We start from the raw sequence: 14,138 nt of genomic DNA, 5'->3' as shown, positions 1-14,138 counted from the left end.
TAACAATAAATAGACTAAGCCTATGTGTGGTATTTTTGGTATAGTATTTGCCGAGAGGCCTAGGAGAAACTTAGGCGAAATATTGAGAAGAGCTTTAGAAAGGCTTGAATACAGGGGATACGACTCAGCCGGCATCGCCGTAGTAGACAGAGGGCTGTTAATAGTTAGGAAAGACGCGGGAAAAGTCGCAGAGGTGGCCGCGCGGTACAACTTTGACTCTATACAAGGCACAGCCGGTGTGGCGCATACCCGCTGGGCTACCCATGGAAAGCCTGACCAATCTAACGCCCACCCCCATATAGACTGCGGCGGCATAATTGCTGTAGTTCACAACGGCATTATAGAAAACTACGCCGAATTAAAGGAGGAGCTCTTGGCCAAGGGGCACGTATTCCGTTCTGAAACGGACACCGAGGTTATTGCACACCTCGTCGAGGAGTATAAGAGACAAGGCGTAGACACCTTTACAGCCTTTAAAAAAGCTATTTCAAAAATAAGGGGGGCCTACGCCGTGGCTTTGATAGATGCGGAAAATCCAAAGGTAATATACTTCGCCAGAAATCTATCTCCCCTTATAATTGGCGTCGGCGACGGCTTTAATATAATTGCCAGCGATATACCAACAGTCCTCGACTACACGAGAAGAGTCATAGCGGTAAGAGATGGGGAGTACGGCTACATAACCCCCACCCAGGTGTATATTGAAGCAGACGGAGTGTCACAAGACGTATCCAGCCGCATAGAGGAGATCCCCTGGAGTGCAGAAATGGCTACAAAAGGCGGCTATCCACACTTTATGTTAAAAGAGATATATGAACAGCCCGAGTCTTTGGCCACGACTGTCGCAGGGCTTGAGTGGCCTTTGTTAGAAACTGCCGCAAACACTTTGCTCTCTGCCAGAAATGTCTACATAGTCGGCGCCGGCTCGTCACTTCACGCCGGCCTCGCCTTCCTACAATTGCTACTACGTATAAAAGTGACTCCAGTTCCAATAGTAGCTTCTGAATACGCCACATATGAACAGCTTTTTGACAAAGGCGATGTGGCAGTCGCAATTTCACAATCAGGCGAAACTATAGACACAATAAAAGCGGTGAGAACGATGAGGGAAAAAGGCGTCAGAGTTCTAGCTGTGACAAACGTCGTCGGTAGTACAATATCTAGAGAAAGCGACGCGGTTATCTACACACGTGCCGGCCCAGAGATAGGCGTAGCCGCCACAAAGACCTTTACCACACAAGTAGCCACCCTCTCGGCGCTTTATGTAGCAGCGTTAAAAACACTAGGCTACGATACAGCCCCCATGGAGCGGGAGATAAAGGCGCTGCCCGACCTTGTGAGAAAAACACTAGAAAATACAGCAGGCGCGGCAAAAGACCTAGCAAAGAGACTTAAGAATAAGCCAAGCGCTTATTATCTAGGCAGAGGCGCGGCGTTGCCAGTGGCTATGGAGGGCGCTCTAAAATTAAAAGAAGTGGCGTATATACATGCCGAGGCCTACCCAGCGGGGGAATCAAAACACGGCCCCATCGCGTTAGTAGAAGAGGGCTTCCCCGTCCTCTTTGTGTTTTCAGACCCAAACACAAGAGAAAAGACGTTAAGCAACGTGGCGGAAATGAAAGCCAGAGGCGCTTACACAATAGGCACAGTGCCTATGAAAAGCGACATTGCCAAAAGACTAGACTACGCCATAGAGGTGCCAGAATTGGGAGAACTCACCGCGCCTATATTACATATAGTGCCTCTCCAACTACTGGCATATTTCACCGCCGTGGAAAAAGGCTACGACCCAGACAAGCCTAGAAACCTTGCAAAAACCGTCACCGTGGAGTAGTATGAAGATAGCACCAGTTGTATTGGCAGGCGGAAAGCCGGGGCTTTTTGAAAAACTCACCGGCCCCCTCCCAAAGACCTATATAGAAGTCGGCGGAAAAAGACTCTATCAATATGTCGCAGACCCCCTCCTAGCTATCTTCGGCAGAGTGTATATAGTATCTCCCCACCCAGAGCGAGGGCCCTATATATATGTAGAAGAGCGAGGCCAGGGAATAGAACAAGCCATCGCTGCCGCAGAGACCCACCTAGGCGCCGAAACACACATCCTCCTGGCGTATGGAGACGTATATGTAGACCCCTCCGCCTTCAGAGCATTAGTAGAAGGCACAATATCGACGGGAGCAGACGGCGCAATACTCATAGTGCCAAAAAAAGCGACAAAAGGCTACGGGGCTGTAGAGACAAAGGCCGGGGGCCTACTGGCTAGAATAGGCGGAGAAAGCCAGTGGATCTTCGGCGGCGTAGCCCTACTCCCACGAGACATAATAAAGACAATACTACAAGCCACGTTTTACGAAACATTAAACGAGGCGGCGAAAACTAAGAAAATAGCCACAATCCCCTGGAGCGGCGTCTGGCATGACGTAAACTACCCAGAGGACATACTACAACTCCTTGAATACATCGCGCCGAAACACACCTACATAGCAAGCAATACAAAGATAAGCCCCACTGCAATAATAGAAGGCCCCGTCATAGTAGAAGAAGGCGCAGAGATAGACCATTATGCAGTAGTAAAAGGCCCGGCATACATCGGCAAAAAAACCTTCGTAGGAAGCCACACACTAATCCGTAACTACGCCTATATAGAAGAAGACGCCGTGGTAGGAAGCGCTGCGGAAATAAGCCACAGCCTAATAGGCAGAAAGGCGACTATAGGAAGAGCCTCATTTATCTCATACAGCATAGTCGGAGAGGAGGCCGTATTAGAGCCTAACGTAGTCACAATGGCGGTATTGAGAGAGGGAAGAGAAAGGCTAGAGCCCGTAGAAGTAAGAGGCAGGACATATTACAAACTCGGCGCATTAATACCACGCGGCGCCAGAATCCCCGCCGGCACAACACTAAAGCCAGCCACAGGCTGGCAATAGAGACAAAAAACTTAAAACCCACAACCAAGATATAGACGAGCCCGGTCGTCTAGCGGCCAAAGGACAACCCGGCTTGGGATGCGGGGCTTTGGACAGTGCCGCCGGCACCCACAACCCGTGGCCCGGGTTCGAATCCCGGCCGGGCTACCATTATCTTTCTACACTACGTCTTCCTAGCAGGCCCCAGCCAGCGGGGGAACTTATCGGCAGACCCCCTGAAAAACTCCTCGACCCAATCCGGCGTACGGAACTCGTTAACCACATCGAGGTGGTCATAAGGCTTGATATCTAACACCGGGCTGCCACTCCAAGCATCTAGCCCAAGCACTCTGACCCTAGGCGGATCCACCTCCACTATCTTCACAATCGTAAGCGCCAGCGCGTTGGGGCGCTGCGGAAACCGCGTGGCAAATATCCCCACCTCGGGAAGATCCTCCCTCCCCCACGGCCTCAGCCTAAGACGCGGCGCCCCTGCCTCGTGGAAATGCCAGAGGATAAAGGCGTGGCTGTACTCCTCAAGCCCCACAAGGCCATCCACATACTCGTCGAACACCCTAATCACAGACACAAAGTCGAACCTATCCACACTGCCCCACCTAGGCAGACCCACTTCAACAACTCCTATAGGCCTGACGCAAATCGGACACGACATAGCGTCTATAGACCATAGATATTTAAATCAACGCCCCCCACGGCCTTTACATCGTCTAAATACCTCCTCCTAGCCCTAGCTTGAAGAACCTCCCCACGATCAAGCTCAGCTACATAAACCCCAGCCTCAGAACCAAAGCTTCTAAAGCCGCCGTTAGGAGAAGCCACGTAAGAGCCGCCTGCCACAGGCCTGCCGTCGGCATATTCAAAACCCGTCCCCACCGCAGAGGCGACGTAGATCGAATTCTCAAAGGCGCGCACAAGGCCCACAGCCCCCCAGAGCCCTCTCCTGTCGGCAGATATACTCGCGGGATTTACAACTAGCTCAGCCCCCGCCAACGCAAGCCTCCGCACGAGCTCCGGATACATGAGATCTATGCAAATCAAACACCCCACAGCCCACCCCGAGACGGCAAAAAGCGCAAGCCTAGAGCCGGGAGACAGCCACCCCCTCTCCCCCGTGGCAGCCGACGGGAAGATCTTCTCACCCCAAGTCAAAAGCCCCTCCCGCCCCACCACCGGACAAACCCCCCTCACAGACGACCCAACAGCCACAGCCACGCCGCCAGCCACAACAACCCCGCCCACAGCAGAAGCCACATCCACAAAAGCCCCCACAAGCCTGCGCAAGCCCTCTTCATCCAACACAGACCTCCCAAGCCAATACTCCGGCAAAACCACCACATCAGCCCTAGGCAACCGCTCCAGAAGCCAGCGAACCCCCTCCCCAAGCCCAACCCTAGGCATTTGGACAAGAGCAATCCTCACACCGAGTGAACTATAGAAAAGTTAATAAACTCCACCCAATAAAGCAAAGGGGCCGTAGTCTAGCCTGGCTAGGATTGGGCGTAGCCCCCTGAGGCCGGCCTGGGGACAAACCCCGTAGATGCCAGCACGCCGGTGATCCCGGGTTCAAATCCCGGCGGCCCCACTACCTTTATAGTATAAAACAATGTGTCAGCTCCGCCGGAATGGTCACAACTCCGCGCAGCGAAGAGATCATCACTACGCCATCTATACGGCGTCTTATATTTAACTTTTCAAGGTCTAGACCCCCGCCCTACAAGACGCTCGCTACTAGCACCATAGAGTGTACATGCGCCACTACAAGGCTAGAAGGCCCCTACAATTATGGCTAGAAGCCGAGGAGGCGGCGGCGAAGGCAGGGGAGAAGAGACGGCGGAGACCGGGGGCGATTCTGCCGAACACGAAAAGCTATAACAACACCGGATCTAGGCGTTTGGCCCAAAAGGCTGTGGATTAGCGGGGGAGGGCGCCGGGGGGCTATGATTGAGCGACTTCGCACTGGCAGAGGAGACAAAATTTTTAAGGTCTTGCCATTTTCTATCCTGCCCCGGTAGCTCAGCCTGGTGGAGCGCCTCACTGGTAATGAGGAGGTCCCGGGTTCGAATCCCGGCCGGGGCTTTAGCTCCCTGTATAGTAATATCGGTTTTTCGTTTGTCGTATTACCACGTGTAAAACATCGCTTATGTTCCGCAATTCCCCTCAAAATACGTCACTTTCGTATTAAAACAACATGGGTTGCTCTTTGGGTTTTCTGCTCGGTTGTTTCTGCCGGCCATCTTGTCTTTGGCTTCAGCCTCCTGTAGGCTTGTGTCCACCCGAGTCTTGTTATCTTGTGGTAAGCCTCGTCTAGGTTTATGCTGTCTACGATCTGTGTGACGTATTCCACCACCCACTTGGCTAGCTCTAGCTTCGCCTCGGGCGGGAGGAGGGGCCAAGCGTCGCTGGCGAACTCGAGGGGGTTTGGGGGTTGTGTCGGCGCTGGTGGTGGGGGGTCTCGCGGTTAGGCGAGGTGGCGCGGTTGTCAACGTCTGCCCCGTGGTGGGTAGGGGCGGCCTCTTGACGTGGGGTGAGAAGGTGTTTCTCTCGGCGGCTACGGGGGAGAGGGGCTGGGTTTCGCCGGGGGGGCTGGCGCTGTTTAGGGCCGGGGAGTTCGCAGTTTGCTGTCTGGTATGTGTAGACTTGCTCTCCCCGGAGCTTGCGCGGTGGCGGCGGCGGGGGCGGAGGTGATAGTCAACCCCGCCAGCGTTTCCGCAGATCGGCGGGGACTCTGGAGGGCGATAGGGCTTGTCCGGGCGTTTGAAAACTCTGTGCGCGTCGCGGCGGCGCTTGGCGCCGGCTACCGCTACGCGGACGGGCGGCTGGGGCGGGTGGATAAGTACGACTTCGTGTCTGTGATTAGGGTTTTCGACGAGTATGTGGAGGGGCCTGGGAGGCTTGAGGAGTACAGCCACGCCTTCATAATATGGCTCTTCCATGAAACCCCAGGCGTCAAGCTGAGGCTGAGGCCCTGGGGCCGGGAGGACTTCCCCGAGGTGGGCATATTCGCAACGCGCTTCACACAGAGGCCTAACCCCATCGCTCTCTCCATAGTCAAGATCGTGGAGGTGGACCCGCCCAGGCTCAGAGTCCTAGGTCTCGATGCGTGGAGCGGGAGCCCCGTGTTGGACATAAAGCCCTACGACCACCTCGACGTTGTCAACGAGTTCAGAACTCCCGACTGGTTCGAGGAGTTTTTCAAAGAGACACGCGGCGGGCTCCCCAGGTGGCTAGGCCCAAGCCGCTGAGCCGCGCACCTATCGCGCACCTACGCCCCCCCCCCCCCCCCACGAGGCTCTGCCAGTCCACGGCGAAGTCACCAGCGGCCATCGGCGGTGTTCGGGGGGAGGGGATCCGAGGTCTTCTAGTTACGCGCCTGGGATGACGCCGGCGTCGTGAATCGATCACGCCGAGCCGCGGTTGCGGCTGAGACGCCGGCGCCGCTGGATGAATGTGAGAGAGCATCGCGCCGCGGGTCTAGACGGGGTAGCACCTACCGCCCCGTCCTATTTGTTGTTTTACGTTGTATCTCTGCTGCTGTTGTAGACTTGGAGTAGACAAGGCTTATATATCCCGGCATAGCGGCTGGCGTGGCTCCGAAGCCTCAGATAATAAAGCTGGTGGTGTTGGCGGCTTTGGCGGCTGTTGCCTTTGTGATGTTGGGGTTTCAGACGCCTAGCCCGGGGATCACGCTGAGGTTTGAGCTCTACGAGGCCGGCGTCAAGAAGAGCGACCTCTTTACAAGACCCGATGTGGTAGCCGCCGTCTTCATAAGAGCCGTCACGCCGGATGGGGAGGCTGTAGTTTTCTCAGGGCCTACGCGGGGCTCTGTACACATATCAGCCGGCGCCCTAGCCGACGTGGCTAGGAACTGGACTGAATTACTAAAGGCTAGGGGGCACGACCCCGAGGACTTCTTCACAGCGCTTATCGTCAGCCTGGCAGTTATAAACAAAACCAGCGGAAAGCCCCTGTTCTACACCACCTACTTCCTAGACTACCACCCAGCCAAGGTGGTTAGGGGAGATAGAGAGTTGATATACACGCTACATATAGCAAAGGGCAGGGGGGAGTGGAGGGGGCACGTGGTTAAGGTAGATAGAGAAGAGAAGAGGGGGCTGTTTACGAGCTACAGCTTTACACCTCTCTCGATGAAGCTGCCGTATGTCGAGCCGCCGAAAGACACGTGGTGTGAAGTAGTAAGTCCAGATCCCCCGGCGTTTATCTGCTGGTATAGAAAGGCTTGGGTAGGTGTGGAGAACTTAACCTCAGTACTTCCCTCTACGTACTTCACAACCTACAACGGCAAGCTGTATATGAAAATACCCGTCATTATGGCAGTTAACAACTATACCTACAGCGGGTCCGTAGGGGTTGCCATTGGCACTTTACCTGCAACTTCGCAAGTTGCCGTCGGCGCCGCTCTAGCGGTTCCGGGCGACTACGGACCCTCAATTAGCTTAGCTGGCTGGAGTTGGGGAGGCCGGCAGTACTTTTTAGCAAACGGGCTGTTCCTCGGCCCCACTAGATCTGGCTGGATTTGGATATGGGGGAGGCCCGTCTTCGCCTCGTACGACGTCTACTACGAAGGCGTCTTAGGCAGAGACTACATACAAGAGGAGAACTACTTCTACATAGCCGATATCTACATCAGCGGTAGCACGATCGTAAGTGGGAAAGATTTTGGTCTGCCCCAGGAAGTCGCCAACCTCTTCTATGGCGGGGTAGATAAACAACAGCTCGTCATTTCCAACACGGCGCTTTCAGACGGGGCTCTTCAGCCCGGCGAGCATATACAGTTCAACGAGATATTTCCCTATTTCGACAGATGTGAGGCAGATTTTGAAGTGGGTATTCCAGTGGGCGCCGTGGTGTTGGCCGTGTTGGCGAGAGTGCCTGTTCCAGCGGTTTTGCCTAAAGACGTATTCCCCGGCATAGACATATCGCTTTCTATACAGGGCGCCACGATGTACGTCTTAGGCTCGATAAAAAACTACGGCGACCACCCCGACGTCCCCACCGACTACAACGTCCCTGAGTATATATACGCCGCCGTGAGCAAATACCAATACACCGCGACAGACATCTGGGGCAACACATGCCTCTATCAAGTACCCTCCGGCATATACATAGAGGCTAGATAAACCCCTCCCTTTTCCTCTTTTCGTCGAAGGGGGCCGGCGGTGGGTAGAGATGCGTTTTGGCCAAGTGGGAGGCGAAGAAAGGAAGACGGCGGGTTGCGAGACGGGGTACACGGCTTTGGTGGTGCGAGAGAGGCGGCTCTCAGAGGCGCCGGCCAACGCGCCTGGAGCCCTCTTGTGGAGCGGCGTTTTCACGTGGGCGTTGGGAGTGGAATTGCGGCTACAGCCGGCGCCAGTTTGGAATATCGATTGGCGACATGTCGGCGTGTCGCCGTGTTCTGCGCAGGCGGCGCTGGCGCCGGTATCTGCGGCTAAGGCGGGGCACGTCGTTGTGACGGCTCTCTCCTGTGTTTTACGTTGTATCTCCGCCGCTGTTGTAGACTTGGAGTATGCAAAGCTTATATGTCCCGGCACAATGGCGGGCATGGAAAAGAAATCCCAAACGGTCAAGCTGGCGGCGCTCGCCGCGTTGGCGGCCGCGGTGATGGCCGTTGCTCTGAGCGCTGGCGTGTTTAAGGTGACGTACACATATGAGAACGGGGTTGTGAAGATGGTAGATCCCCAGGGCGGTGTACACACAGTTGCGCTGAACCTAAAGGAGGGGGTTAAGAAGGTTGAGGTAAGGCTGTTGCCAAACGGCTCCGCCGTATTGCTAGAGGGTGGGAGGCCCATTGCTGTAGTTAAGATAGTCATGAGAGGGGGTGAGGCCAGACGAGTCGAGTTCAAATTGTTACCAAACGGCACACTTCTGGTGATAGACGGCGGCAGGATCTGGTCTAGGGGTATAATCGAGTGGAAAGGCGGCGCAGAGGGCGCCGGCCAGGCCGGTGATATTCGGGCACGCTAACGCTATACTACTGGTAATAATGTCTCTCCAAAAACCCATCTTTTTTCTCGACGTCTCGGTTTGTTTTTCTGTAAATGTTATTAAGTAGAGCTCCTCTCCGTTCCATGTCTCTACTTTTCCGTCTGTGCAGGTGGGCTCCTCCCCTCCTCTACCTAACCCTGGTTCACGTGTGGCTGTTGCCTGTCTTGTTCCTCCTCTATGTTGGAGGCGCCGTGGGGGGCTTTGTCTTTCTGGCCACGGCCGCCTCGGCGGTGGCCACCGCGGTTGTCGGCCTTCTCCCCGGGAGGAAGGGGGCCGGGGGGCTGGATCTGCTGGAGCTGTTCCACAGACGCGGGGGTGTCTGCGTCGCGGCTCCTGTTTTGTACGTCGCGTCCTACGCGGCGCTTGCGTTTGTCGCAACCACCTCGCTGTATCTCTACACAACTCCCCTGATGGTGGTTGAGGGAGCTCCGGCGTTTCCCGTCGGCAACGTAACAGAGGTGGTGTTGCACGTAAGGGCCGTGGGGAGCGTGGCCCCGGGAGGGAGGTTCATAGCGGTTGCGACGGGGGACGTGTTCTGGGGGTCAGCCGGCTGGGTTTTGTACACGGCTCTGTGGGCCGCCTCCTTCTACAGCGCCTTGGCGGTGGCGTTGGTCCTGGCGTGGAGGCTTGTGATGCGGTCAGCCGAGCTGGCTAGGAGGGCCGAGGTGTTTTATGAAAAGGCGAGGGAGATTCTATCCTGATCTCCACGTTGTGACGAAAATCCTGCTCCTTCTCGCAGATGGACGTAGCAGGAGAGAGGCGGCGTTGCTGTCCGGGGTGAGCTACAGCCGCTTTCAGCAATACGTGGAGTATCTAAAAGAGAGGGGGTTCGTAACGGGCGACGAGGAGCTGAGACTGACGCCCAAGGGGGCAGAGGCCGCGGCTAGGCTTGCCCAGCTTATAAAAGAACTAACGGGAGAGGAGCCTAGAGACGTAAAGAGGAAGTAGCGTGATAACGCAAACGATAAGCCTCGCCCTTTAGGGCGGGGGGTGGGTACGAGTATATTTTTCACGGCAGATCGGTGAAGAAGGCAGAGAAGGGCTTAAACAGCGGTGCGCGCCATGCGGCGGGTCAACGGCAGATGGCCCCCGCGGGGGGACGCCCCGCCGCGATACCCGCCCCGACGCGGCCCACCAACCCCGGGCAGCGGCCGAGACCTGGGAAGGGATGTAGACAGAAGACTTAAACGCGTACGCCTCTCCCCAAATGAGGGGCTCTGTCCCGGTCGTGTCTGGAGAAGGGCCGTGTGTCGTCCGGCCCCATGCCCGACGACCCACGCCCGAGGCATGCTGGATGTCCACGACGGCTTGGGCGAGGAGAAACCCCGCCCTTCAGGGCGGGGAGCGCGGTCGTTGAGGCGGTGTTTGAGGCTTGTCTCCATGAATAAGGCCTTTCTATTTACCGTAGAGTACCACTCAGCTCATGTAGAATAAAGTCTGATTTAATTTCTTTCAGCTACTGGAATTAGGCCAACTGTTGGGTTTAGCCGCGGCGGGGCCAGCGTTGCGGCTCTACGGAGCTCCTCAACGTCTCCTCATCTTTAAAACGCCAGTGCCCCCTCTTCGCGTCGAGTATGACGATGCCCAGCTCCCCAGCTAGGAAGTCGCTTATTAAAACCTCGTCGATGTAGGGGTTCACGAGTATGTTTACAGAGGCCCGCCTCCCCTCCACTTCGATCTCAGCGCCTGCCTCAATATACACCATCTCAACCTCGCCGCCGCCCGTATCGGCCGACACGACTCTGGCCGACTTGGGAGGCCACAAGCCGAGCCTCCTAGCCACCTCTACGGGAACCGCCACGTCAGGAGCAGAGGACTCAAAGCCGGTGTTTACAAGCGCGGAGGTCTCGACCTCGCGCCTTCCGGCCCTAAGTCTTATCCTCACCCTCAACGCCATAGAAAACACCCACTACCCTCTTCACCCTGATGTAACCTATCTTGATCTGGGGCCTCTTAGCCTCCCTATACGCCTCGAGCAGAAGCTCCACCTCTCGCGGAAGCTCCTCCACAAACGGAGTGTCGTCTATATTTTAAAAATTTTGCTATCACGCGGCGGCGTAGAGGCCGCGTGGCTTTTAAACTTCGGCCACACCTAACGCTTTGTGACAGCGTAAACAACAAGCCCCGCCCTTCAGGGCGGGGAGGGGGTCATACCTGGTAACACGCCGTATTCAATTTCGCGCCGCTTGTCGGGCTTTATGTCAATTTCGCGGCTGAGGTGTAGGCCACCTATCAGAGGCACGTCTTGTCTCACAGATATGTCTAGCGTTAATTTACCGCTCTTTGGCTGTAACGAGAGCGCAATCTCCTCTCCGGGCCACAATATGTAGGATTTTGAGATAGTGGATTCTATATCTGCTGCGTATTTTACATCAACTGTCACGCCGTAGCTCTCAAAGTGCTAAGTTGCGGTTACGGTGGTTCCATAAATGTATATAGCTGATAATAACAAAGCAATATACTTCATACTATGAAAGCTAGGGTAAATATATAAGCATCACATTTCCTATGCAATATCTAATTGGCGTGATCTACCCCATTCACTGTGTATACTGGTCGTTATGCGCCGCTAAGTGGGAAATTTTTCCTCACCACTTTGGTTATGGCCCCGAGTTGCCTAGTATTGTCTTGTATGCGTTTTCCCAGCCTTCTCTTATGAGTTTGTGGTATGCCTCGTCGAGGTTTATGCTGTCTACTATATGTGCTATGAATTTGGTGATCCACATGGCTAGTTCTGTCTTCTTCTGTGGGGTGAGGGTGTGCCACAGCTCGTGTGCGGCTTCTATTGGGTTGGGCGGGTAGGCTCCGCATATCACGAGCTCCTCTCCTCCCACGGCGCCGAAGACGAGGGAGGGGGTGGGCGGGGGGCTCGGCGGGCGGCTGAAGTAGGCGTCCCACTCCCTTAGGTCGATTTTCCCATATACCCTCGCCTTTATGACCAAGGCGGCTAGTTTGGCCGTGGCCATCTCCCTCCGCCGGAGGTCCTCGGCGGAGCCGTAGCAACGCCAGTCTGCCTCTACCTCGTGGTAGAGGGCTAGGAGGGGCTCTAGGTACTTCTCCAGGGGGCCTAGGTCTACTGGCCGGCCGGCGCAGAGCTCCCTAGGGAGTGGTAGCCAGAACTCGCCAAGCCTCGGCGCGGTTGCCTCTAGGAAGTCTGTGCAGGCCTCGACGCCTGACCTCGTGAGGGATGTGGTGGCTATGAACAGGGATCTCCGCATCTATACTCGGCGCAGAGGGGGTGGCCCTCCGGCGCCACCACGACTACCCTGTCCCGGGGGAGGCTGGGGAGTAGCTGGGCGAATTCGGGGTAGAGGTATATCTTCTCGGCGGCGTCTAGGAGGAGGATGGCGAGGTTTGGGTCCTCGACGTGTGCCTGGATCCCGCCGTCTATCTCCTCTGGGTTGACCTCCGCGTAGTGGTCTATATGCACCGCGCCTATCTTCTTGGCGCAGAGCATGGCCTCCCTCCCGCCTCCGATTATGAAGACGGTCGGAACCCGGTTCGTCTTCACCTCTCAGCGCTGCGAGTCTTCGTCACCTCACGGCTATAACTGCCACCTCTATTAATACGTCTTTTGGCAAGCGGGCGGCTTGTACTGTGACGCGGGCGGGGGGCTTTTTGAAGTACTGGCTGTAGACCTCGTTGTATTCCTGGAATGTGTTGAGGTCTGCGAGGAAGACGAAGGCCATCACTACGTCCTCTAGGGTGTAGCCGGCGGCCTCCAGCACCGCTTTTATGTTCTCCATGACTTGTCTGGTCTGCTCTCTTATCCCGCCCTTTACCACCTCCCCAGTCTTTGGGTCCACCGGTATCTGGCCGGAGACGAACAACATATTCCCTACTTTAATAGCTTGGGAGTAGGGCCCGATGGGCTTGGGGGCGTTTTCTGTGTAGATGACTTCTTTCATATCTCAAAGTGGTTGATATAGATTTAAATATGCTTCGGAGTTTTGACATGTTGCCTGATTACGTCCGCGTGCCCAGGGTGAATATCGTCGATAGAGTCTCTATCCCATCTAAAAGAGCCGCCGTAATTGTCGTAGATATGCAAAACGACTTTGCCCACCCCAACGGGAGGCTGTACGCGCCTTCCTCCCGCGAGATCATCCCGAGGATCGTCTCCCTCTTGGAGAGGGCGAGGAGGAGCGGCGTGCGGGTGATATACACAAAGGACACACACTACGGGGACGACCCGGTGGAGTTTCCCATCTGGGGGCCCCACGTCATTAGGGGCACCTGGGGCTGGGAGATCGTAGACGAGCTGAAGCCCAGGGAGGGGGACATAGTAGTGGAGAAGATGAGGTACGACGCCTTCTTCGGCACGCCTCTCGACCACATACTCCGGATGTACGGCGTCCAGCACTTAGTGGTCACGGGGACTGTGGCCAACATCTGCGTCCTCCACACGGTTGCCAGCGCTAGGCTGAGGCTCTACGACGTGGTGGTGCCCGTCGACGCGGTGGCGGCGCTGAACGAGTTCGACTACGCCGCCGCCCTCAGGCAGATGGACTTTCTCTACCGCGTGACCCTCACCAAGACAGATGGTGTCGAGTTTGTATAACGACCTGGCGTTAGCCTCTGCGCTCGGCGCCTGGGTCGCCTTCGTAGCCCTTGGGTTGACGAGGTGGCTCTATAAGCCGCTGTCTCGCCTAGGGCACATGAGGGCGGTGTATTTCAACCGGAAGGTTATCCACGTGCTAGCCGGCGGCGTAGTGGCGGTGTTGGTCCCAAGTTTTTCAAGCTGGGTGGTTCCCGCGGCCACAGCGTTTTTAATCGCTGTGTTGCTCTACATACCGCATAGGACCGGCCGGCTCCTCTGGTGGTTTCAAGACCCCGGCAATATGTACGAGGTCTCCTTCGCAGTTATGTGGGGGGTCGTGGTGGCCGCGAGCTGGGGCCTTTTGGGGGACTGGCGCTTGGGCGTTGTGCCGGCGCTCTTTATGGCCGTGGGCGACTCGGCCACGGGCGTCGTAAGAAACCTCCTGTTTGGGAGGAGGACGAAGCACTGGGTGGGCAATTTAGCCATGGCGGCTGTTTCCATACCCATCGGCTGGCACTACCTAGGGGCCGCGGGGGCGGTCGCGGCGGTCTTGGCCAGCTTTGTGGAGAGGTTTGAGTTCCCGCCTATAGACGACAACGTGCTTGTGCCTCTGGCGTCGTTTGTCTTCCTACTCACGTGGGACGCACTCTCCCCACTATAGGCTCGCG

At 56.1% G+C, this 14,138-nt stretch carries 17 protein-coding genes and 3 tRNA genes; 12 read left to right on the top strand and 8 right to left on the bottom strand.

The genetic code is table 11. The annotated features are described in order from the left end of the window. Nucleotides 1–22 precede the first annotated feature (22 nt). From glmS to PISL_RS02185, 3 genes are all read left to right on the top strand, one after another. Nucleotides 23–1,834: a glutamine--fructose-6-phosphate transaminase (isomerizing) gene (gene glmS / locus PISL_RS02195; RefSeq protein ID WP_011762183.1), complete on the top strand. Its 1,812-nt coding sequence runs from the start codon at nucleotides 23–25 to the stop codon at nucleotides 1,832–1,834. A gap of 1 nt (nucleotide 1,835) precedes the next feature. After that, on the top strand, nucleotides 1,836–2,927 hold the full coding sequence (locus tag PISL_RS02190; RefSeq protein WP_011762182.1) for a nucleotidyltransferase family protein: 1,092 nt from the start codon (nucleotides 1,836–1,838) through the stop codon (nucleotides 2,925–2,927). Nucleotides 2,928–2,965: 38 nt separating this feature from the next. Beyond that, nucleotides 2,966–3,077 (top strand) — tRNA-Gln (locus PISL_RS02185). 13 nt (nucleotides 3,078–3,090) lie between these two features. On the opposite strand, the gene tsaA is transcribed toward PISL_RS02185, so the two are convergent. Both tsaA and PISL_RS02175 read right to left on the bottom strand, forming a co-directional pair. Beyond that, nucleotides 3,091–3,579: a tRNA (N6-threonylcarbamoyladenosine(37)-N6)-methyltransferase TrmO gene (gene tsaA, locus PISL_RS02180; protein WP_011762181.1), complete on the bottom strand. Its 489-nt coding sequence runs from the start codon at nucleotides 3,577–3,579 to the stop codon at nucleotides 3,091–3,093. A 5-nt stretch (nucleotides 3,580–3,584) separates the two neighbouring features. Beyond that, nucleotides 3,585–4,346: a carbon-nitrogen hydrolase family protein gene (locus PISL_RS02175; RefSeq protein ID WP_011762180.1), complete on the bottom strand. Its 762-nt coding sequence runs from the start codon at nucleotides 4,344–4,346 to the stop codon at nucleotides 3,585–3,587. Between the two features lie 48 nt (nucleotides 4,347–4,394). Between PISL_RS02175 and PISL_RS02170 the strand changes: the two genes are divergently transcribed. The 7 genes from PISL_RS02170 (at nucleotide 4,395) to PISL_RS02140 (ending at nucleotide 9,878) form a co-directional block, all read left to right on the top strand. Continuing rightward, nucleotides 4,395–4,509: transfer RNA gene (locus PISL_RS02170), tRNA-Pro, on the top strand. 420 nt (nucleotides 4,510–4,929) lie between these two features. Further along, a tRNA-Thr gene (locus PISL_RS02165) sits at nucleotides 4,930–5,003 on the top strand. Between the two features lie 689 nt (nucleotides 5,004–5,692). Beyond that, nucleotides 5,693–6,169, top strand: coding sequence for an SAM-dependent methyltransferase (locus PISL_RS02160; RefSeq protein ID WP_011762178.1), 477 nt, complete (start codon nucleotides 5,693–5,695; stop codon nucleotides 6,167–6,169). Between the two features lie 342 nt (nucleotides 6,170–6,511). Then, on the top strand, nucleotides 6,512–8,065 hold the full coding sequence (locus PISL_RS02155) for a hypothetical protein (protein ID WP_011762177.1): 1,554 nt from the start codon (nucleotides 6,512–6,514) through the stop codon (nucleotides 8,063–8,065). A gap of 49 nt (nucleotides 8,066–8,114) precedes the next feature. Next, nucleotides 8,115–8,909 (top strand): hypothetical protein, encoded by a 795-nt coding sequence (locus PISL_RS11265; RefSeq protein WP_011762176.1) that lies wholly within the window; start codon nucleotides 8,115–8,117, stop codon nucleotides 8,907–8,909. 104 nt (nucleotides 8,910–9,013) lie between these two features. Continuing rightward, the gene (locus PISL_RS02145; protein WP_245218442.1) at nucleotides 9,014–9,631 is read left to right on the top strand and encodes a hypothetical protein; all 618 of its coding nucleotides are present in this window, start codon (nucleotides 9,014–9,016) and stop codon (nucleotides 9,629–9,631) included. Continuing rightward, nucleotides 9,603–9,878 carry a winged helix-turn-helix domain-containing protein gene (locus PISL_RS02140; RefSeq protein ID WP_011762174.1) on the top strand — a complete coding sequence of 92 codons (276 nt, stop codon included), beginning with the start codon at nucleotides 9,603–9,605 and terminating at the stop codon, nucleotides 9,876–9,878. The genes PISL_RS02145 and PISL_RS02140 overlap by 29 nt, the downstream gene beginning before the upstream one ends. A 535-nt stretch (nucleotides 9,879–10,413) precedes the next feature. On the opposite strand, the gene PISL_RS02135 is transcribed toward PISL_RS02140, so the two are convergent. The 6 genes from PISL_RS02135 to PISL_RS02115 all read right to left on the bottom strand — a co-directional run bounded on the left by PISL_RS02135 (nucleotide 10,414) and on the right by PISL_RS02115 (nucleotide 12,838). Then, nucleotides 10,414–10,827: a pepsin/retropepsin-like aspartic protease family protein gene (locus PISL_RS02135; RefSeq protein WP_011762173.1), complete on the bottom strand. Its 414-nt coding sequence runs from the start codon at nucleotides 10,825–10,827 to the stop codon at nucleotides 10,414–10,416. Next, a complete protein-coding gene (locus PISL_RS10555; protein WP_167827602.1) occupies nucleotides 10,799–10,939 on the bottom strand; it encodes a hypothetical protein in 141 nt (46 codons plus the stop codon). Before PISL_RS10555 ends, PISL_RS02135 begins: the two co-directional genes overlap by 29 nt. Nucleotides 10,940–11,061: 122 nt before the next feature. Continuing rightward, a complete protein-coding gene (locus tag PISL_RS02130; protein WP_011762172.1) occupies nucleotides 11,062–11,313 on the bottom strand; it encodes a hypothetical protein in 252 nt (83 codons plus the stop codon). A 217-nt stretch (nucleotides 11,314–11,530) separates the two neighbouring features. Further along, complete coding sequence (locus PISL_RS02125; RefSeq protein ID WP_011762171.1) at nucleotides 11,531–12,148, bottom strand: hypothetical protein; 618 nt, start codon at nucleotides 12,146–12,148, stop codon at nucleotides 11,531–11,533. Further along, on the bottom strand, nucleotides 12,127–12,441 hold the full coding sequence (locus PISL_RS02120; protein ID WP_011762170.1) for a hypothetical protein: 315 nt from the start codon (nucleotides 12,439–12,441) through the stop codon (nucleotides 12,127–12,129). The genes PISL_RS02125 and PISL_RS02120 overlap by 22 nt, the downstream gene beginning before the upstream one ends. A gap of 22 nt (nucleotides 12,442–12,463) precedes the next feature. After that, nucleotides 12,464–12,838, bottom strand: coding sequence for a RidA family protein (locus tag PISL_RS02115; RefSeq protein ID WP_011762169.1), 375 nt, complete (start codon nucleotides 12,836–12,838; stop codon nucleotides 12,464–12,466). A gap of 47 nt (nucleotides 12,839–12,885) precedes the next feature. Here PISL_RS02115 and PISL_RS02110 point away from each other — a divergent pair, with 47 nt between their 5' ends. Further along, the gene (locus PISL_RS02110) at nucleotides 12,886–13,491 is read left to right on the top strand and encodes a cysteine hydrolase family protein (protein WP_011762168.1); all 606 of its coding nucleotides are present in this window, start codon (nucleotides 12,886–12,888) and stop codon (nucleotides 13,489–13,491) included. Continuing rightward, nucleotides 13,472–14,131 (top strand): hypothetical protein, encoded by a 660-nt coding sequence (locus tag PISL_RS02105; protein ID WP_011762167.1) that lies wholly within the window; start codon nucleotides 13,472–13,474, stop codon nucleotides 14,129–14,131. Before PISL_RS02110 ends, PISL_RS02105 begins: the two co-directional genes overlap by 20 nt. The last annotated feature ends 7 nt before the right edge of the window (nucleotides 14,132–14,138 follow it).

This window comes from Pyrobaculum islandicum DSM 4184 (assembly GCF_000015205.1).
Classification (GTDB): domain Archaea; phylum Thermoproteota; class Thermoprotei; order Thermoproteales; family Thermoproteaceae; genus Pyrobaculum; species Pyrobaculum islandicum.
The sequence above is the reverse complement of the archived record's forward strand: the minus strand, read 5'-3'. Positions and strand labels throughout refer to the sequence as shown.

Bases quoted from the DNA above. Each gene is read 5' to 3' on its own strand.
- glmS (WP_011762183.1), top strand. From the start codon at position 23: ATGTGTGGTATTTTTGGTATAGTATTTGCCGAGAGGCCTAGGAGAAAC.
- PISL_RS02190 (WP_011762182.1), top strand. From the start codon at position 1,836: ATGAAGATAGCACCAGTTGTATTGGCAGGCGGAAAGCCGGGGCTTTTT.
- tsaA (WP_011762181.1), bottom strand. From the start codon at position 3,579: ATGTCGTGTCCGATTTGCGTCAGGCCTATAGGAGTTGTTGAAGTGGGT.
- PISL_RS11265 (WP_011762176.1), top strand. From the start codon at position 8,115: ATGCGTTTTGGCCAAGTGGGAGGCGAAGAAAGGAAGACGGCGGGTTGC.
- PISL_RS02145 (WP_245218442.1), top strand. From the start codon at position 9,014: ATGTCTCTACTTTTCCGTCTGTGCAGGTGGGCTCCTCCCCTCCTCTAC.
- PISL_RS02140 (WP_011762174.1), top strand. From the start codon at position 9,603: ATGAAAAGGCGAGGGAGATTCTATCCTGATCTCCACGTTGTGACGAAA.
- PISL_RS02135 (WP_011762173.1), bottom strand. From the start codon at position 10,827: ATGGCGTTGAGGGTGAGGATAAGACTTAGGGCCGGAAGGCGCGAGGTC.
- PISL_RS02125 (WP_011762171.1), bottom strand. From the start codon at position 12,148: ATGCGGAGATCCCTGTTCATAGCCACCACATCCCTCACGAGGTCAGGC.
- PISL_RS02115 (WP_011762169.1), bottom strand. From the start codon at position 12,838: ATGAAAGAAGTCATCTACACAGAAAACGCCCCCAAGCCCATCGGGCCC.
- PISL_RS02110 (WP_011762168.1), top strand. From the start codon at position 12,886: ATGTTGCCTGATTACGTCCGCGTGCCCAGGGTGAATATCGTCGATAGA.
- PISL_RS02105 (WP_011762167.1), top strand. From the start codon at position 13,472: ATGGTGTCGAGTTTGTATAACGACCTGGCGTTAGCCTCTGCGCTCGGC.